This window comes from Methanobrevibacter sp., assembly GCF_045586545.1.
In the GTDB taxonomy this organism is placed as follows: domain Archaea; phylum Methanobacteriota; class Methanobacteria; order Methanobacteriales; family Methanobacteriaceae; genus Methanocatella.
The window spans coordinates 1-18,873 of sequence record NZ_JAZNAN010000009.1; the positions used below are offsets into that span (position 1 = coordinate 1).

At 33.4% G+C, this 18,873-nt stretch carries 20 protein-coding genes and 1 riboswitch; of the genes, 10 read left to right on the forward strand and 10 right to left on the reverse strand.

Features of this window, described 5'->3' with window-relative positions; all coding sequences use genetic code 11:
* Window positions 1-166: 166 nt before the first annotated feature.
* A complete protein-coding gene (locus tag ACKI3D_RS00735; RefSeq protein WP_407391384.1) occupies window positions 167-1,711 on the reverse strand; it encodes a 2-isopropylmalate synthase in 1,545 nt (514 codons plus the stop codon).
* An 88-nt stretch (window positions 1,712-1,799) separates the two neighbouring features.
* On the opposite strand from ACKI3D_RS00735, the gene ACKI3D_RS00740 reads away from it, so the two are divergent.
* Window positions 1,800-2,480, forward strand: coding sequence for a sugar phosphate isomerase/epimerase family protein (locus ACKI3D_RS00740; RefSeq protein WP_407391386.1), 681 nt, complete (start codon window positions 1,800-1,802; stop codon window positions 2,478-2,480).
* A gap of 59 nt (window positions 2,481-2,539) precedes the next feature.
* Here ACKI3D_RS00740 and ACKI3D_RS00745 read toward each other — a convergent pair whose 3' ends face one another.
* Complete coding sequence (locus ACKI3D_RS00745; RefSeq protein WP_407391388.1) at window positions 2,540-3,334, reverse strand: HAD family hydrolase; 795 nt, start codon at window positions 3,332-3,334, stop codon at window positions 2,540-2,542.
* A 7-nt stretch (window positions 3,335-3,341) separates the two neighbouring features.
* A complete protein-coding gene (locus ACKI3D_RS00750; protein WP_407391390.1) occupies window positions 3,342-3,608 on the reverse strand; it encodes a hypothetical protein in 267 nt (88 codons plus the stop codon).
* Between the two features lie 139 nt (window positions 3,609-3,747).
* On the opposite strand from ACKI3D_RS00750, the gene gatA reads away from it, so the two are divergent.
* The 3 genes from gatA to ACKI3D_RS00765 all read left to right on the forward strand — a co-directional run bounded on the left by gatA (window position 3,748) and on the right by ACKI3D_RS00765 (window position 7,118).
* Window positions 3,748-5,118, forward strand: coding sequence for an Asp-tRNA(Asn)/Glu-tRNA(Gln) amidotransferase subunit GatA (gatA, locus tag ACKI3D_RS00755; RefSeq protein WP_407391391.1), 1,371 nt, complete (start codon window positions 3,748-3,750; stop codon window positions 5,116-5,118).
* 93 nt (window positions 5,119-5,211) lie between these two features.
* Window positions 5,212-6,705, forward strand: coding sequence for a cobyrinic acid a,c-diamide synthase (locus ACKI3D_RS00760; protein ID WP_407391393.1), 1,494 nt, complete (start codon window positions 5,212-5,214; stop codon window positions 6,703-6,705).
* Entirely contained in the window at window positions 6,705-7,118 is a 414-nt protein-coding gene (locus tag ACKI3D_RS00765) for a hypothetical protein (RefSeq protein ID WP_407391395.1), read from the forward strand. The genes ACKI3D_RS00760 and ACKI3D_RS00765 overlap by 1 nt, the downstream gene beginning before the upstream one ends.
* Here ACKI3D_RS00765 and ribB read toward each other — a convergent pair.
* Both ribB and ACKI3D_RS00775 read right to left on the reverse strand, forming a co-directional pair.
* Window positions 7,115-7,798, reverse strand: a complete 684-nt coding sequence (gene ribB, locus ACKI3D_RS00770) for a 3,4-dihydroxy-2-butanone-4-phosphate synthase (RefSeq protein ID WP_407391396.1) — start codon at window positions 7,796-7,798, stop codon at window positions 7,115-7,117. The two genes, ACKI3D_RS00765 and ribB, sit on opposite strands and share 4 nt — an antisense overlap.
* Window positions 7,799-7,849: 51 nt before the next feature.
* Window positions 7,850-7,982, reverse strand: a riboswitch (FMN riboswitch).
* A gap of 43 nt (window positions 7,983-8,025) precedes the next feature.
* Window positions 8,026-8,400, reverse strand: coding sequence for a DUF120 domain-containing protein (locus tag ACKI3D_RS00775; RefSeq protein ID WP_407391398.1), 375 nt, complete (start codon window positions 8,398-8,400; stop codon window positions 8,026-8,028).
* A 116-nt stretch (window positions 8,401-8,516) separates the two neighbouring features.
* Between ACKI3D_RS00775 and tfrA the strand changes: the two genes are divergently transcribed.
* Window positions 8,517-10,160, forward strand: coding sequence for a fumarate reductase (CoM/CoB) subunit TfrA (tfrA, locus tag ACKI3D_RS00780; protein WP_407391400.1), 1,644 nt, complete (start codon window positions 8,517-8,519; stop codon window positions 10,158-10,160).
* Here tfrA and ACKI3D_RS00785 read toward each other — a convergent pair.
* Window positions 10,153-11,457, reverse strand: coding sequence for an amidohydrolase family protein (locus ACKI3D_RS00785; RefSeq protein WP_407391402.1), 1,305 nt, complete (start codon window positions 11,455-11,457; stop codon window positions 10,153-10,155). The two genes, tfrA and ACKI3D_RS00785, sit on opposite strands and share 8 nt — an antisense overlap.
* A 45-nt stretch (window positions 11,458-11,502) precedes the next feature.
* Window positions 11,503-11,709 carry a histone family protein gene (locus ACKI3D_RS00790; RefSeq protein WP_407391404.1) on the reverse strand — a complete coding sequence of 69 codons (207 nt, stop codon included), beginning with the start codon at window positions 11,707-11,709 and terminating at the stop codon, window positions 11,503-11,505.
* A gap of 213 nt (window positions 11,710-11,922) precedes the next feature.
* Here ACKI3D_RS00790 and hisG point away from each other — a divergent pair, with 213 nt between their 5' ends.
* Genes hisG through pyrB form a run of 3 tightly spaced genes read left to right on the forward strand, consistent with a single transcriptional unit; the run spans window position 11,923 to window position 14,214 of the window.
* Window positions 11,923-12,783 (forward strand): ATP phosphoribosyltransferase, encoded by an 861-nt coding sequence (hisG, locus tag ACKI3D_RS00795; protein ID WP_407391406.1) that lies wholly within the window; start codon window positions 11,923-11,925, stop codon window positions 12,781-12,783.
* Window positions 12,780-13,286, forward strand: coding sequence for a flavodoxin family protein (locus ACKI3D_RS00800; protein WP_407391408.1), 507 nt, complete (start codon window positions 12,780-12,782; stop codon window positions 13,284-13,286). Before hisG ends, ACKI3D_RS00800 begins: the two co-directional genes overlap by 4 nt.
* Window positions 13,279-14,214 (forward strand): aspartate carbamoyltransferase, encoded by a 936-nt coding sequence (gene pyrB, locus ACKI3D_RS00805; protein ID WP_407391410.1) that lies wholly within the window; start codon window positions 13,279-13,281, stop codon window positions 14,212-14,214. Before ACKI3D_RS00800 ends, pyrB begins: the two co-directional genes overlap by 8 nt.
* Here pyrB and ACKI3D_RS00810 read toward each other — a convergent pair.
* A complete protein-coding gene (locus tag ACKI3D_RS00810; RefSeq protein ID WP_407391412.1) occupies window positions 14,207-15,373 on the reverse strand; it encodes a Cdc6/Cdc18 family protein in 1,167 nt (388 codons plus the stop codon). The two genes, pyrB and ACKI3D_RS00810, sit on opposite strands and share 8 nt — an antisense overlap.
* 655 nt (window positions 15,374-16,028) lie before the next feature.
* Window positions 16,029-16,502, reverse strand: a complete 474-nt coding sequence (locus ACKI3D_RS00815; protein ID WP_407391414.1) for a DUF2299 domain-containing protein — start codon at window positions 16,500-16,502, stop codon at window positions 16,029-16,031.
* A 61-nt stretch (window positions 16,503-16,563) separates the two neighbouring features.
* Here ACKI3D_RS00815 and ACKI3D_RS00820 point away from each other — a divergent pair, with 61 nt between their 5' ends.
* Both ACKI3D_RS00820 and ACKI3D_RS00825 read left to right on the forward strand, forming a co-directional pair.
* Entirely contained in the window at window positions 16,564-17,592 is a 1,029-nt protein-coding gene (locus ACKI3D_RS00820; protein WP_407391416.1) for a cobalamin biosynthesis protein, read from the forward strand.
* Window positions 17,589-18,602 carry a cobalt-precorrin 5A hydrolase gene (locus ACKI3D_RS00825; protein ID WP_407391418.1) on the forward strand — a complete coding sequence of 338 codons (1,014 nt, stop codon included), beginning with the start codon at window positions 17,589-17,591 and terminating at the stop codon, window positions 18,600-18,602. The genes ACKI3D_RS00820 and ACKI3D_RS00825 overlap by 4 nt, the downstream gene beginning before the upstream one ends.
* Before the next feature lie 23 nt (window positions 18,603-18,625).
* Here ACKI3D_RS00825 and ACKI3D_RS00830 read toward each other — a convergent pair.
* Window positions 18,626-18,873, reverse strand: a 248-nt coding sequence (locus tag ACKI3D_RS00830; RefSeq protein WP_407391420.1) for a UPF0147 family protein, incomplete at its 5' end; no start/stop codon positions are given.

The window sequence follows — 18,873 nt, forward strand, 5'->3', positions numbered from 1 at the left end:
TATATAAAATTTTACATTATCACAATAAATATTAAACAATAAAATTAAAAATAATGAATAAAGTATAATATAAATAATGAAAAATGAAATATTTATGAACAAGTGTAACATAATTAAAAAATAACTTAAAAAAATATAAAAAAATTAAAAAAAATTATACAATTTTTCAAGTCAATGATGACCTTTTAATCAATAACAATTTATTAATTGAATCGAGTACCGCTATAATACTGGCCATTACAATATCCTGATTGGTTGCCCTGCCGGTGGATTTGTTGCCGTCCGGATCTGAAGTGATTACAAACACTTCAGCCAATGCATCTGTACCGCCAGTAATTGCTTCCAAATTATATTCTTCAAGTTCAATATCCATTGTACCTTGAATTAAGAGACGAATAGCATTTATAGCTGCATCAACAGGCCCCACACCAGTGCTGGCAGTTTCCTTTTCAACACCATCAATCTCAAGCTTTACGGTAGCGGTTGGAGAAACTCCTCCACCTGAAGACAAGCCTAAACCTTTCAAAACGATTGGAGTTTCACGGGCTGAAGAAAGCTCAGTAATCGCAATAGCTATTAAATCATCATCAGTGACACATTTTCCACTGTCGCCTAAAGATTTTATTTCATCGAAGACTTTGCAAAATTGTTTTTCATCCAAATCAATATGATACTCCTTAAGTTTGGATTTCAATGCGTTTGCACCAGTATGCTTTCCTAAAACAATCTTTCTTGAGTGTCCAACCATGTCAGGTGACATAGGCTCATAAGTTGAAGCATTGTTTAAAATTCCATGGACATGAATTCCGGATTCATGAGCAAAAGCATTGTCTCCAACTATCGGTTTGTTAACAGGCATTTTTACCCCTGTCAGGCGACCGACAAGATTTGATAGGCTGTATAATCTGGTAGTGTCAAGACCCAAATCAATTCCATAGGCAGATTTTAAAGTCATCACCAATTCTTCCAGTGAACAGTTTCCTGTCCTTTCACCTAAACCATTGATTGTAACATGAGCCTGATTAGCACCGCATTCGATAGCGGTCAATGTGTTGGCAGTGGCCAGGCCAAAATCATTGTGAAAATGTACGCTGATAGGAGTTTTAAAATTGTCTTTAATATCACTAATAAGTTCATGTGTAACAATAGGAGTTAAAATTCCTACAGTATCCGGGACATCTAAAAAGTCTGCGCCCGCATCTACAACTTCATTAAAAACTTCAAACAGAAAATCACTTTCAGTTCTTGTAGCATCTTCCGCTGAAAACTCTACTGTCAGGCCATGATCCTTAGCATATTCCACACCATCAACGGCAGTTTCTATTATTTTTTCTTTACTCATTTTAAGCTTGTAGTCACGGTGCAACGGGGAAGTACCAATAAAAGTATGAACATATTCTAAATCCGCATCCAAAACAGCGTCAACATCACCTTTCAATGAACGTGCTAAACCAACAAGTGTAGATTTTAAACCCAAATCCTTAATCTTTTTTGCTGATTCAATTTCGCCTTTAGATGAAGCAGGAAAACCAACTTCAATTTTATCAACGCCCAAATTATTAAGCTTTTGAGCTATTTGTATCTTCTCATCCACAGTCAGTGCAACACCAGGTGTCTGCTCACCGTCCCTTAAAGTTGTATCGAAAATATAAATCTTATCTGCAAGATTCATGTTTTCGGCTTTTAGTTGTTCAATATTTTTTACAGTCATTTTAATACTTCCCTAATATTAAATTATTTAATGATTGAAATTAATATAGATTATTATGAAATTAGGTTTTACAACACTAGCTTTATTCATGCAACCTAACAGTGACATCATCAATTTAGCTAAAAAACACGGCTTTGAAATAATTGAAATTCTTGGTGAAGGTCCTTTTTTCGAAAATGAGAATATGGAATATAAGGACTGCGGACTTGACATGAGAATTCATGCGGCAACCGTTGACATCAACATTGCAAGCTTAAACAAAGGAATCAGAAATGAAAGCGTTCGCCAAATGATTCAATGCGGTGAATATGCCGAAAGCATTAATGCAAATACAATAACCGTGCATCCTGGAATTATCGGCAGAAATGAACCACGTTTAAGAAAAGCCGCAATGGAGTTTGCAATTGAAAGTGTCGGGAACATAATAGACAACACCAATGTTGAAATTTCAGTCGAAAACATGCCCGTCAGAGGTAAATTTCTAGGGAATACCGTTGAGGAAATCGAAATGATTCAGGAGGCAACAGGCTGCAGTTTGACAATTGACACCGGCCATGGAAACACATGTGGAAACCTGGAGGAAATGCTGAACTTAAAAAACATTAGCTATTGTCATTTGAACGATAACGATGGTGTTAAAGACCAGCACATTACTTTAGGCGAAGGCACACTTGATTTGAACTTGCTTAAAAAAATAGATACTGCAATCATTGAGTTGAATAACTTTGATAACATTTTAAAGAGCAAGGAAGTCATTGACAACTTATAATTTTTTTTATTTTTTGTTATTAGTTATAAGTTATAAGTGATAAGTGTAAAAAAAATAATTCAAAAGTCAATCATTGTGACCTCAAAAATATCCTCGACAATATAGTCGGTCTTATCCATCATCTTAGGGGACACTTCCTCTTGCTGTTCAATTGTCAGGACACTGACATCCGCTTTTTTGAATGCCAAAATATCATTTAAACCGTCTCCAACCATCATGACCTTATATCCGGCATCTTTTAGGATAGATACAACTTCGCATTTACCTCGAGTGGAAACGGTTCCGTAAGCATTGTCTTCTGGAACATCAAGCATGTTGGCTAATCTGTTGATAGCTCCCTTTCTGTCTCCTGAAGCAATGAATATTTCAATTCCACGAGATTTCAAGGTTTCGATAGTTTCAAAAACTTTTGGGAAAAATTTGCCAGCTGAAGTGATGGTGTAGGCAACAACGCCCAAATCCATATCAACAATCAAAGCTGATCCGTTGCATAATTCCATGTGGGAAATTTTCTCACGTAAAATATCAAATCCGTCGGTGATGTCTTTTATTGTAGTTGATTTTTCATTGTCAAGAATCTCCTTGACTTCGGCTTTTGAAACCTGGCGGGTTGAAAAACTGATGTCAAAATCAATGTTATACTCCTTGATAACATCTGAAACTAAAGTGTTTTGATCTAACTTCAACAGTTTATTGGTATTGAATTGCAGAACCACCAGTGCCAAAGCATCAGCTGCAGCAATCAAATCCAAGGAGTTAATGTCTGTGAAGATATTTCCATTCAAAACATCCTTTATGACCCTATACCTTTCTATCAATGTTCCTGAGTTATCAAATACAACTGCCTTTTTCATGATATCACTAAACTAAAAATAATTCTAAATCTGGTATATCCTCTTTTCCATCTAACCATTTAAAAATTAACTCTTTAATATTAGGTGTTTTTGATTTAACTCTAGATTTATAACTTAAAAAATCATCATATTCATTAGGATAATTTTCTTTTAGATAATTTTCATATTTGATTCTATCTTCATATGATTTTTTCTCACGTCTATAGAGATTCAATAAAATTCCAACATTAGCAGTTCTTAAACCTCCATCAAAAGGTTCTAAAATATCTGTCATCTTATCTCTCCTTAAATATAATTTGTATGATGTATACATTATATTTTTCCATTATTTAATTAAATTAAAAAAAACAAGTTATATAAACATGGAAAAATAAAATAATAATATTATAATTTACGATTATTTAGGTGTTTTAATGAGCGTTATTGAAAAGTTAAACTCCATTAAAAGTGGAGAAATGACAGCTAAAGAAAATGTCGAAGGCTTCATTAAAGTTATCGATGAAAATAACGAAAGCATTAATGCATTCATTGAATTAAACTATGAAAATGCATTAAAACAAGCAGAAGTTATTGATGAAAAAATCGCCAACGGCGAAGAAGTAGGCGCTTTAGCTGGTTTGGTATTTGGTATAAAAGCAAACATTAATGTTGAAGACTTGATTATTTCAGCGGCTTCCAAAACATTGGAAGACTACATCGGAAGCTACAACGCAACCGTGGTTAATGAAATCCTTGCTGAAGACGGAATAATCATCGGTATTTTAAATATGGATGAATTTGCAGCAGGAAGTTCAACAGAAACTTCCTACTACGGACCAACCCAAAACCCTGCAGCAATGGGCAGAATTCCTGGCGGTTCCTCAGGCGGATGTGCAGCTGCAATTGCCGCTGGAATGTGTGATATTTCAATCGGATCAGACACTGGAGGATCTATCAGAAACCCTGCATCACATTGTGGAGTAATCGGATTCAAGCCAACATATGGTGCCGTTTCAAGACAAGGCCTTCTTGACTTATCAATGAGTTTGGACCAAATCGGACCGTTATCTAACGATGTGAGCGGTATTGCACTGGCGTTGAACACTATTGCAAAATATGATGAAACCGAATGTACCACCCTTGACTGGGATAAGCCTGACTTCACTGAAGTATTGGATGAAACCTCACTTGAAGGCATGAAAATCGCAGTATGTAAGGAATTCATCGACGTTACAGATGAGGAAATCAACAAAACCGTTAACAAGGCCATTCAAAAACTGGTTGATGCCGGCGCTGAGCTTGTTGAAGTAAGCTTCGACTACATTGACTTATGCTTACCAACCTATTACCTAATCAACTATGTGGAATTCTTCTCAGCCACAAGAAAATACGATGGAAGAGATTACGGATCCAGAATTGAAGAGGTATGTGGAGAAGAAGTGCTTAGAAGAATCAAAATCGGTTCACATATTGCTGAAGCCGAATTCAGCGGTAAATACTACAAACAAGCATTAAAGGCTAGATCTGTAATTAGGGCAGAAATCACCTCAATGCTTGAAAACGTCGATTTGATTGTAGGACCTACCGTGCCTAAACTTCCTCACGAAATAGGCGCTGAACTGGAACCGATGGAAATGTATGCCTACGATGTCTTAACAGTAATTGCTAACCTTGCCGGTATTCCAGCAGCAAGCATACCTGCCGGTGAAGTTGAAGGCATTCCTGTAGGACTGCAGATTCAGGCAAAACCATTGGATGATGAAAAAATTATTAAAGCTATGAGTGTTTTCGAAAACACTCAATAAACTCTTTTTTTTTACAAGTTTTTTTACACTTGAAATACACCTCTAAAAGTTAATACAATAGAAAATACAATAGATTATCAAGAGGTATTTTTTATGACAAGAATTGGACTTGCATATGTTAGTGGAGCTGTTCCGGGATTTGAGGATTTTGGAAACTTGCCGACAGATATTGTTAAGGAAAACGGACTCGTTGATGGCCTAAAAGCTAGTGATGAGCTAGACGCTCTGATTATTCCCGGCGGGACATTGATTGAGTCAAATGACATTGACATGCCATTGAACTGTGAAATTAAAAAAATGGCACGTGACGGAAAACCGATTATCGGAATATGTGCCGGTTTTCAGCTGCTATCTAATCAAATAGATATCGGCAGGAAATCCCCGGTACCAATCGTCAAGGACGGTTTGGGAATAATCGATGTAAATTTCTCACCGTTGATAACAAGTGACCGTGTCAAGGCAAAAGTCTTTGACAACTCGTTTTTTGTTAAAAATCAGAAAGATGATGTTGACGGTTTTCACACACATACCTATGGAAAGGTTGAAGGAGATGCCAAACCGCTGTTCTATTCCAAAGTTCAAAGAATGAATTATGGTGATACCAACGAAGAGGGTGACTATAACATCTTTTCCGGAGCATGCAACGATGACGGTAATGTTATCGGTACAATGATTCATGGAATTTTAGATGAAAATCCTGTTCTTGTAGAAAATTTATTGGAACAAATAGATGCTGCAGACATCGATGAAATTTACAATAGAAATGTTGAAGTCAAAAAATTCCTTCAGAGCGAAGTTGGAATCAACACTAACATAAAAATACCAGAAATCACTCCAAATAAAAAGCCAAAATATCTGATGATTGGAAGCAATGGGTCCGATTCCGGAAAAACATTCATCATGACAGGCCTTGCCGGTGCAATAAGAAAAAGAGGATATAAAGTCGCACTTCTCAAAGTCGGTCCCGATGTCCGTGATATTATACCGGGACTTTACTTGACAAAAGGCAAGATGGAAGAGTTTGCATCTGTAAAAATTGGACACATGGGATGGCAGGATATTGAATCTACTGTCGCGAAACTCAACTCATCTGACTATGATATTGTATTGATTGAAGGTGTAATGAGTGTGTTTACCGGCCTTTTAAACGAAAAGGTACCATTTTCAGCTGCAGAAATTGCAATGTCATCAAATATACCAATGATACTTGCATCAGGAGTTAATAAAGGCGGAATTGAATCAGCAGCTATTGACTTAGTATCACATGCCAACATGCTGGAAAAATTGGGAGTTTCTGTAGAAGCTATTCTACTAAATAAAGTTTACAACGATAATATATTCGACCAGGTGGTTCCATATATCACAAACAATACAAATGTCGAAAAGGTACTGAAACTTCCGAAATTAAAATCAGCGGATATGAGAGGATTCATCCCAGAAGTTGAAATCAGATATGAACTGTTTACCTCCCATGCAATGGATTTAATTGAAAACAACTTAAACATTGATGAAATAATAGCTATGGCTCGTGAAGTCGAATTCAAAAAGATTTACACATTTGATGAAATCAAAAGCAAGGTGGTTTAATGGCTCTTAACTTAAGTCCTGAACCCGGTGTTAAGCTAACAAAAAAAGACCGTGCGCACGTTTTAAAAAAAATGAAACAGGGCTGGAAGGCAACTTGCCTTATTCCAGATTATGTTTTTGATGAAAACGGCGATATTCAAATCGGATTAGAAAAAAATCGACGCATCGTTAAAATTGTAAAGATACTGGATGACGGAATTCATATTGAAAAGGCATTGGCAAGTAAAACTTTAAGAATTCCCTGGAGCAAAATAGCTCAAATAAACAAATCAAAAGAAGTGAAAAATGCATTAGAAATACAAATGCGAGATGGTAAATACGTTACCTTCGGCATTTATAATTCCTATAAATATCAGCAAATAATGGAATTTATGTCCCAATATATTGTAAAGAAATGCAATGAGAGGAATTAATCCTCTAAATATTTATTGATAATATCTTCGCCTCTTAGTAAAACCAAACCGTTTTCTTCAGCATATTTGCGAGCATCTGCAACTGAAGTAGCTTGTCCAGTTTCACCATCCATCATTTCGCAAACTACACAAACCGGAGTAACACCTGCGAGTTCACATAATGCAAGACCTATTTCGGTGTGTCCTTGTCTATTTTTAACAAGCCCGTCTGCTCCTCTTAAAAGGCATACATGACCAGGTGAGCGGAATGTTGCACCGAATTCATCGAATCTTTCTTCTTTCATCATGATAGCCATTTCACTAATTGTCATTGCTCTGTCATGATCTGTTACGCCAGTGAAGGATTTTCTGTGGTTTGTCCAAACAGAAAATGATGATCTCTCATCATATGGAATATCAGTTGGAGCAAGTTTTGCAAGTTCTGGATATTTTTCGGTTGCCGCTTTCATGATGTCAACCATAAACGGCAAATGAATAGCATCACAAAAATCAGCGTGTAAACAATTACAGATTAATCCGCCTGCATCGTTTCTCATGGTTGCAATTGATTTAGGGGTTACGAATTCAGAAGCGATAATCATGTCGACTTCCCCTTCCCTATCATCATCATCAAAAACGAGTACAAATTCACCATTTCTAATAGCTTCTAAAGCTTTGTCTAATTCTGTTTCTTGATTCATAGTAATTTCTCCTTATTTACTAGAACCAGGGTTAAAAATAACTAAATACTATTATCTTCTCTTCCATCCGGACTATAACCGTCGGTTTTGGAATCTCACCAAATCAACACGTCTTTTGTGCTCGTGGACTTATTTTTAAAAAATCACCACCGGTGGGGAATTGCACCCTCCCCTGAGAACGTATTATCAAATATATTAATCATCTATAAAATACTTTGTGGTAAAAATTAAAATTCGAGACAAACAATGTCCCCATCATTTAAATTTAATTCATCTCTTAATTTACTCTCAGCAATAAATTCCAAGTAATTTTCTTCGTGAGTGGTTTTAGCTGGAAAAACAATAGCTCCTTCAACTATATCATTCAATTTAGCTTCAATGTATTTTACAGCTCCAAAACCTTCATCCGGTTTGATTATATTTTCACAGGTATTTTTGATTTCGCTTATTTCATCCAAATACTCTTCGCTTACAATAACATTTAAAGTTCCGGGATATGGAATGAATCCCAAATTTTTCTTAAACTCTTTTGTGTAAAATTCCTGTGACAGGAAAAATGCCGCTTTTCCCAAACCGGTTGTAACTTCACCATCTATTTTCATGAAATACCCTCAAACTAAATTTTACAAAAACTAATAAATAAAGATTTTTGAAGAAATTTATTTAATAATTGAAAAATAAAAGTATTACTATAACAAAAATTTACAGGGTAATAGAAATGGAAATAAAGACTATCTCAACAGATGTATTAATTATTGGATCTGGTGGAGCAGGTTCAAGAGCAGCTATTGAAGTTGATGATGCTGGTTTAAAAGCAATAATTGTGTCTAAAGGTCTATCATTTAGGTCTGGCTGTACTGGAATGGCAGAAGGAGGATACAATGCTGTATTTAAGACAGTTGATAAAGACGACTCAATTGAAGCTCATATCCACGACACATTAAAGGGTGGAAGCTATCTCAACGACAAAAAGCTTGTTGAAATACTCGTCAATGAATCACCAAAAAGACTAATTGATTTAGAAAATTACGGAGCATTGTTTGACCGTCAGGAATCCGGTGAAATTGACCAAAGGCCTTTTGGTGGACAAAGCTTTAGAAGAACCTGTTACCAAGGAGATAGAACAGGTGCAGAGCTATTGAACGCTTTAAAGGAAGAAATCATCAGAAGAGACATTGAATGTATCGAAGAAGTAATGATTACCTCCTTAGTAACCGATGATAATCAAGTTATCGGTGCGACTGGCCTAAACCTTAAAGATTCAAGTTTAATATACTTCAAAGCCAAATCAGTTGTTTTGGCTAGTGGAGGAGCTGGACAATTATACCCTGTAACATCCAATACCTTCCAAAAAAACGGAGACGGTTATGCAATAGCTTACAGAGCTGGAGCAAACCTAATCGACATGGAACAAATTCAATTCCACCCTACCGGAATGGTTGCACCCGAATCCAAAAAGGGAGTGCTTGTCACTGAAGCTGTAAGGGCAGAAGGTGGAAAGCTCATCAACAGTGAAGGTGAACGTTTCATGAGCAGATATTCTCCTGAAAAAATGGAATTGGCAACCCGTGATGTTGTTGCACGTTCAATCTATCAGGAAATCATTGAAGGAAGGGGAACCGAAAACGGTGGAGTATACCTTGACATTTCCCACCTTGATGACGACTATATTGATGAAAAACTCGAAACAATGGTTTTGCAATTTGAAAATGTTGGTGTAGACATTAAACATGGCCCAATAGAGGTAGCTCCAACAGCACACCACTTTATGGGTGGTTTAAAAATCAATACCGATGCATCCACTTCACTTAACAACCTATTTGGTGCAGGAGAAGTCTGTGGAGGAGTCCACGGAGCAAACCGTTTGGGCGGTAATGCCTTAGCCGATACTCAAGTATACGGTAAAATCGCTGGTGTAAGTGCGTCTGAAGCCGCTAAAAGCACAGAACTAAAAACTAACGATGAACAAGTTGAAACTGAAGCATCAAGAATAGAAAATTTAATTAAAAAAGGTACAATCAAACCACAAGACTTTAAAAATAACATTAAAAATCTGATGTGGGAAAAAGTAGCTATTGTTAGAGATGAAAAAACATTGAATGAAGCTTTAGCGCAGCTTCTTGAAATGAAAGAAGACCTGGACAACTTAGATGTCAGTGATAAAAAACAGTTTAACACCGATTTGGTAACCGCTCTTGAAGTAATAAACATGGTTGAAATTTGTATTCTAACCGTTAAATCTGCAATAATACGTAGAGAAAGCAGAGGCGCTCACTTCAGATCAGATTTCCCCGAAACAAAAGATGAGTGGAAAAAGAGTATTGTAATAAATAAAAATAAAATAGAATTTGAAGCTAGATAGCTTCTTTTAATTCTTTTATAGCTTGTCTAGCTTTTGCATAAATTTCATCTTCATCCAAAACAGTTAATTTTTTATTTTCCATTAATATCTTACCGTTGCAGATAGTTGTATCAACATTTGAACCATTTGCAGAGTAAATTATATTGGAGCTTAATGTTGAACTGTCCGGAACCATGTTGGCTGAATTGGTGTCAATTAAAATAATATCTGCCTTTTTACCAACTTCAATAGAACCTATTTCTGAATCAAGCCCAAGCGCTTCAGCACCTTTAATAGTTCCCATGGCTATGGCTTCATCTGAATCCAATACCTTAGGGTTGAGTGTTGAAACCTTTTGTAGTAGGCTCGCTGTCTTCAACTCTTCAATCAAATCCAAATTGTTGTTTGAAGAAGCTCCGTCAGTACCTATTGAAACACAAATGCCATTTTCAATTAACTTAGAAACTGGAGCTATTCCTGAAGCCAATTTCATGTTACTGCATGGATTATGTGAAACCTTAACATTGTTTTTCTTTATGATTTCAATTTCATTATCACTTAACCATACAGAGTGAGCAGCAACAACGTCAGGGCCTAAAAATCCGATTTTGTCTAAATATTCAAATGGCCTTAAACCCATTTCCTCCAATTTATCATTGATTTCCTTTTGAGTTTCTGAAACATGTATATGAATACCCATACCATATTCATCAGCCAATTGGCGAACCTTAATTAACAATTCTTCAGAAGCGGTATATGGTGAATGCGGTCCAAAGAAGACCTTAATTCTTCCATCTGCCATTCCATTGCAATTATTGAATAATGTGAGATTTTCCTTAATCTCATTTTCCCTTTTCTCAGCATCGCCAAAATCAATCATACCATATGAAAGCACGGCTCTAATTCCAGATTCATCGACTGCACGTGCAACATCCTCCATGTAAAAGTACATGTCTGAAAATGTTGTGGTTCCTGATTTAATTAGCTCGACAGCGCCTAAGAGGGCACCTATGTAACAGTATTCGCCATTAAGATTAGCTTCCATTGGCCAGATATGATCGTTCAACCAACTATCTAAACTCAAATCATCGGCTAATCCTCTAAATAAAGTCATTGACAAATGAGTATGAGTGTTAATTAATCCTGGAAGTAAAATTTTTCCTTCAGCATCGATGATTTTATCCACATTGCTTTCATCGATTTCAGGAGAAATTTCAGCAATTAAATCATCTTTTATTAAAATTGACTGTTTATCTTCATAATTTATATTTGGACTTAAAATAAATGCATTTTTAATCAAAATAGTATTATCTGACATAATAACACCTTAAAAAAAATAAAAAAAAGAAAGTTAAAAAACTATTTATAAGTTTTTGATAACTAATTCAATATCTTCAGCTTTAACAGTTTTACGTTTTGCAATTTTAGCAGCATTGTTTGCTTTTGCAGCTACATCACGAGCAACTTCTTCTAAGTATGCAGCTAATGCTTCTTTTGCATCTTCGCTAACTCTTTCAGCACCAGATTCTTTAATAATTCTTGCGATAGGAGCTTTTGGGATTTCTGCCATGTTTTTCACCTCACAAAGTTTAATTAAAACTTATGATTATACAGCCAAAATCATAAGTTAAATAACAATTAATTCAACTTAATATTTAAATATTTTGCAAAAACACCTTAAATTTTTAAAATAAGATAAGAATAAAAGTTAAACCTATAATTAAAAAGTATTTAATAGATGATTTATAATATATTAATCTAATGAAAAAAATTGAGAGATATGATGAAGATTAAAATTGCTATTCCATCAAAAGGAAGAATAAGTGAACCATCAATGAACATTCTAGAAAAAGCGGGATTAGGTTTAGTTGATAAAAACAATAGAAAATTGATTTCAAAAACATTTAATGAAGATATAGAAGTTATGTTTGCAAGGGCATCTGATATTCCAGAATTTGTAAACGATGGTGTAGCAGATATGGGAATAACCGGCGTTGATTTGATTAATGAAAATGAGGCGGACGTGAGCGAATTGCTTGATTTGAAATTTGGGCAAACAAAATTGGTCCTTGCAGCACCTGAAGAATCAAACATTAATTCAATTGAAGATATTAAAGAGGATATGAAAGTTGCTACTGAATTTCCTGTCTTAACAAAAAAGTACCTGGATGAAAAGGGATTGAACTTAAAAATCGTTAAATTAAGCGGATCAACAGAAGCTGCACCATTTATCGGTGTTGCAGATTTGATTACCGATTTAACAAGTACCGGTACAACATTAAAAATGAATCATCTTGAAATTATTGATACAATCTTGGAAAGCACAATCAAACTCATAGCAAATAAAGATAGCCTAAAAAATAAAAAAGAATTGATCGAATCAGTTAGCACAAGCATAAAGGGTGTGCTTGATGCTGACAGGAAGAAACTAATAATGATGAACGTTAAAGATAAGGATTTGGATAAGGTTAAAGAAGTGATGCCTTCAATGGGTGGTTTAACAATATCAGAAGTATTATCTAATGAAAAAACTGTTGCCGTTCAAGCCGTGATTGACGAAAAACAAGTATTTGAACTTGTAAATGACTTAAGAAATGCTGGTGCAAAAGATATCCTTGTTGTACCAATCGAAAGAATAATATGAAAATTGGAATTATATATTCTACATCAAGTAGATCAACAAAAAAAGCGTGCAAGATATTATCTAGTAAAATTAAAGCTAATGTGCAGCTCATACCTATTGAAAAAGCTAAAACCGCATGTCTTTTAAAATATAATTTTATCATACTTGCAGGTTCGGCATACAACGGTAAGGTCCAAAGTGCTTTGAAAAGGTATATCTCAAGAAATATGAAAAACTTACATGAAAAACCAATTGCATTAGTTTTAAACTGTGAAGAAGGAATTGATACAAGAGACAGGCTAAATAAAACCTTTACAGAAGAGTTAGTTAATTCCTCATATATCAATTCGAACTTTGGATATGAACTAAATCCCGATGAAGGAAATTTACTTGAAAAAAGAAAAACAAAAAACATAATTGACCAATACAAAAAGGAAGGAAAATCGCTCCCGGTATTGAATGTTGATGAAATTGATAAATTTGCCGATTATATAAATAATATGATTACTAAAAGGGTTGATTAGAATTTTTAGATTAAAGAACATAATTTCAATAAAGGACTTTGAAAGGGAAGATATTGAATATATCTTGGATGAAGCATCAAAACTAGAGGATGTTGCAAAATCAAGAGAAATATCCGAAGAGCTAAAAGGAAAAATTCTTGGTTTAATGTTTTTTGAACCTTCCACAAGAACAAGAATGTCATTTGAAACAGCAATAAAACGTTTGGGTGGAGAAGACATTGGTTTTGAAAGTAGTGGATCCAGTTCCGTTTCAAAAGGCGAAAGTATTGCAGATACTGCAAAGATGTTTGAAGGCTACAGTGATGCGCTAGTAATCAGGCATGAGCTTGAAGGAGTATCTAAATTCATATCAGATATTGTTGACATCCCCGTCATTAATGCGGGAGATGGAGCCGGTCAGCACCCAACACAAACATTGCTTGATTTATACACTATAAAAAAAGAACTTGGTGAAATTGACAATTTAAACATTGCTTTAATCGGAGATTTGAAATTTGGGCGTACAGTACATTCACTATCAAACGCATTATGCTTATTTGAAAATATTAAAATTTATATGGTTTCCCCGCCTGAGCTAAAAATGCCTCAAGAAATTCTAATTGACTTGAATAAAACAAATGTAGAATATGAAGAAGTAAACAACATTGAAGATATCATTGATAAAGTAAACGTTTTATACGTTACTAGAATCCAAAAAGAGCGTTTCGCCGATATTGATGAATATTTGAAAATTAAAGGCGCATATATCATTAATAAAAAAATGCTTGAAGGTAAGGACGTTATTGTAATGCATCCTCTTCCAAGAATTGATGAAATTGACACTGATGTGGATAATACAAAATACAATAAATATTTCACACAGGCAGCCAACGCCGTGCCTGTGAGAATGGCTATTCTAAAAACTCTTATAAAAAACAACCCTAAATAGAATATAGTGTTGTTTCAAGCAATTCCTCATCGCATTGAAGTTTGATAATGTTAGTTCTTCCTTTTCCACGACCACGTGAAATTGTATTTGTTGATATAATACCTAACATTTCAAGCTCATTAATGAAATCAAAAATTCTTCTATATGTAACAGCATCCTTTCTTGAAATTTCTTTGTACTGATCATACAGTTTTCCAGAAGTAATCTCTTCATCCTGTTTTGTTAACAATAATATAGCTTCCAAAACCCTTTGCTGTTGAACCGGCAATGTTGTAAGAATTTCACTGACTTTATTGTGTTCAATCCTATCCTTAGCTCTTATAACATGATCTCCAGTTACGGTTTGTGCATCTTCATCGAAAGCTAATTCACCTGCATTTTTAAGTAAATCGAGAGCATATCTTGCATCACCCTCTTCTTTAGCAGCCATTGCTGAACATAAAGGTATGACCTCGTCTTCCAATACATTTTCATTGAATGACAATTCTGATCTTTCAGATAAAATATCTGCCAATTGGTCTGCTCCATATGGTGGGAAAACTATCTCTTTATCATTCAAACTACTAGTAACCCTGGATTTAATTAAATTTTTGAAGTCTAAATAATTACTGATACATAACACAGAAACATTATCTGTTCTAGTAAGGGTATATAGTATTCCATCACCATCTTTATTAAGCAAAATATCGATTTCATCTAAAATAACAATCAAATTTAGCTTTTTACCAAATGCATTAGTTCTAAAGATATTTCTAAATGTGTTGACGACTTCACCTTTGGTCCAACCACGACTTGGAACGTCACGGCCAAGCTTATTACATAACTCAGCAAGCACCTGGTATTCAGTAGTATAATCAGTACATCTAATATATTCAACTTTAACAAAGGCATTTTCATTATTTGCCGCTTCAATAAGTTGTTTTCCTGCAAATTTTGATGCTGCTGTTTTTCCTGTTCCTGTTTTACCATAAAGAGTAACATTTGATGGAGTAACACCATCCAAAACATCGACCCAATATTTGGCTATCTGTCTTATTTGTTCGTCCCTGTGAACTAACTTTTCCGGTAAAAATCTATGATCCAATGGTTTTTTATTTTTAAATATAGTGTTTTGTCGGCGATTACCGAAAAGTTCTTCATCTTCAAAAATGTTTGACATGTTTTCACCTTGAAAAAAATTATAAAATAATTACAAAATTGTTAAAAATTAATAAGTATAATTTCCAGTGTTATTAATATAAAATTGCTCATAAATAAAGGTTTTTATTACTATTTATAAAAATGGTATTAAAATTGTGAAAAATGTAAAAAAATAAATTGATTAAAATCATTTATATCTAAATTAAATAACAAATTATTCTTATTTAATAAATTAATAATTAATTTACTATTATATTATGAAATAAAATCCTTAAAATCATTTAAAAATTAAATATGAAATAGAAGTATTTCAAATATAAAATAACAATTTCAAGTGTAATTTTCTGGAAAAAACAGTTAATCTCAGTACTCGATTTTGCTAAAAATCAAAATTTGAAAAAAAATATCCTGATTTATAACAAAGACAGAGAGATGCATTTCAAGTGTAATATAAATCATCCAAAAGCCGAAATTGAAGAGGTGAATTTCAAGTGTAAATTGAAGGAGAATTGTTCTTGCTGAAAATAAATAAATAAATAAATTAATAATATTTCCCCAATCAGGAAAAAAAGAAAAAATAAGAGAGATAAATTTCAAATGTTACAGTTGAAATATACCCCTTCAATCTTAATATACCTTCGTAAACGTTATACTTGAAATACACCTCTCCCTCTCTAAATGAACATGTCATTTTCATTTGAAGGAGCTGGAAGACTACCGAATTTTTTATCGATTAGCCATATGCAGTGCAATTTTGCTTTAAAAACACGTTTTAAAGTTCTGATTAATTCATGTTTAGTTAAACCATCTTCAAATATCTGATCAGTAACGACATACTGCTGTAAAATATTTTGATTGATCTTAAGTTCATAATCAACCAAAAAACTGTTTAGTCCAAAGTTTAAATCCAGAATGAAATCCTTTTGAGTTTGGGAATCATGATTTTCCATTAAACTTTTATGTTGTGGTGCAACTTGTGTGGCACAGGCAATAACAATACAATCCTTGTCTTTTGGTTTAACAACATCCATAATATTCTCTTTCGGAAATTCAACAATGAAATGAAAATCGGCATTTTCATCATATTTCATTTCCCTGAGAAAATCTTCTTCAAGTAACCATTTTTTAACATTTTCTTCGATATTCATAATATCATCAAATAAAAAATTTATAATAAATTATTTATTTTTTTATAATATATAATAAAGTATGATTGAATCAATTTATGATATGATATTCCTAAATGTTAATAATATTATTTCATTTAAGTTATTTTTATTTATAATAATTGTATTTTTCATATCACTTGCTGTAGATGTCATATTTGGTGAATTACCAGGAAAAATTCATCCTGTTGTTATTATTGGTTCAATAATTATCTTTTTCAAGAATATTTTTATTAAGATAGACAATAGGATATCAGGATTATTCCTTGTTTTATGTTGTGGTGCTGCCATTTCATTGATTTTATATTTGATTTATCTTTTAACATCAATTAATTTCATATTGTTTATAATAGTATTTTGTTTGTTATTATCTTCAACATATTCTGTTAAGATGCTTTTGAATACAGCAATTGATGTAAAAAAAGACTTAAATGATAGCATTGAGAAAGCAAGAAGATCCGTATCATATTTGGTAAGTAGAAGCACTGATGAATTAACAGAAGAATTCATTGTTTCTGCCGTCATAGAAAGTTTGACAGAAAACATAACTGATTCATATGTTGCTCCAGTCTTTTATTATTTTGTTTTTGCTTTATTTATTTTATATTTCCCAATCAATATTCCAATTTATTGGCTGCTTTTGATTCCAATGATATATAGAATGTTCAATACACTTGATGCAATGGTTGGATATGAAACTGATGAATTAAAGAATATTGGCTATTTCCCGGCTAAAATTGATGATATTTTAAATTATGTTCCATCAAGAATTGCAGGAATTTTCGTTGTAGTTTCCGCATATTTGCTGAAATTGGATGCTAAAAATAGTTTTAAAGTCATGATGAGAGACGCACGAAAATGCCCGTCTCCGAATTCAGGATATACAATGGCATCAACAGCAGGAGCATTAAATATCCAATTGAATAAAAAGGACACTTATATTTTAGGCGACAATAATAAAGAGATAATATCAGATGACATTACAAAAGCCGTTAATTTGTCAAAGATGACAATCATTTTATTTACAATTACAATAGTTTTATTATTTACATTGATATATGTGATATTATGAAAGTTGCAATAATTTCTGTTTCAGATAAAGGTAAAGAATTAGCATGCGATTTAAAAAATAAACTGGAAAAGGATTCTACAATTATTAAAACTGATTTATATCATAAAAATGTGGGGAAATATTTTCCGATTTTATTTTATGAATATGATGCTGTAATTGCCATAATGGCTAGCGGAATTTTAATTAGATCAATTGCACCATTAATTGAATCAAAAGTCAGTGATCCTGCAGTTTTAAACATTGACGATAATGGAAATTTTGTTATTTCAACTTTATCTGGCCATCTTGGTGGAGCAAATAAATTAACTGAAAAGGTTTCTACTTTAATTGGCGCAACACCAATCATAACTACATCAACGGATGTAAACAAAAAGTTGGGAATAGATGTTATTGCAAAAGATTTATTTTTAACTGTAGAAAATCCAAAAGAGATTTTATTTTTTAACAAGGCAATTTTAGATGGTCGGGAAATATCTATTACAATAAATCCAAGCTATGATTTTAATTATTTGTTTGAATATTTAAACAACAATACACTTGAAATAGACCTTTCCATTTATTATTCCTCTAAGATTAATCCTGCTGAAATTTTAGTCAGTTTAGATGAACATGAATTGATTCTTAAGGAGAAAAAACTTGTTGTAGGAATAGGTTGCAGGCGTGGAAAGGAATGCAGCAAAATTTATGACGGCCTTAAAAAATCAATCAGCGATTTAAATGTTTCTATATCAAGGGTAAACATGCTTGCATCGGCTGAAATAAAACAGGATGAACAGGGAATTTTGGAATTATCTGAGAAATTAGATATTCCTGTTAATTTCGTTGAAATGGAAAAATTAAAATTATTCAAATCAGATGATGTTCAAAAATCGGAATTTGTAAAATCAAAGTTTGGAATTTATGGTGTTTGCGAACCTTCAGCTTTGATATCTGCAGGTTTCGAGTCAAAGTTAGTTTATAAAAAAACCTCTTATGATGGCGTAACTATAGCTATCGCTATTTCAAAATGAAAATTTAAAAAAAGAGAAAGAAATTAGATAGATTCTAATTTTGATAAAACTTCCCAAATTAAAGTTCTGGCGTGAACTGGAATATTTGGATCGTTACTGATTTCATCTAATTTACCAAGAACAGTACTAATTCTTATGGATTGGTCTTGTTCATCATCTTTTAATAATTCATTGGATTCACTTGCTGCTTCCCTAATGTTACGAGGAACAGTGTTATTATCCATAATGTATTCAAGAATTTGACATACTTCTTCAATAGTTTGATTACTCA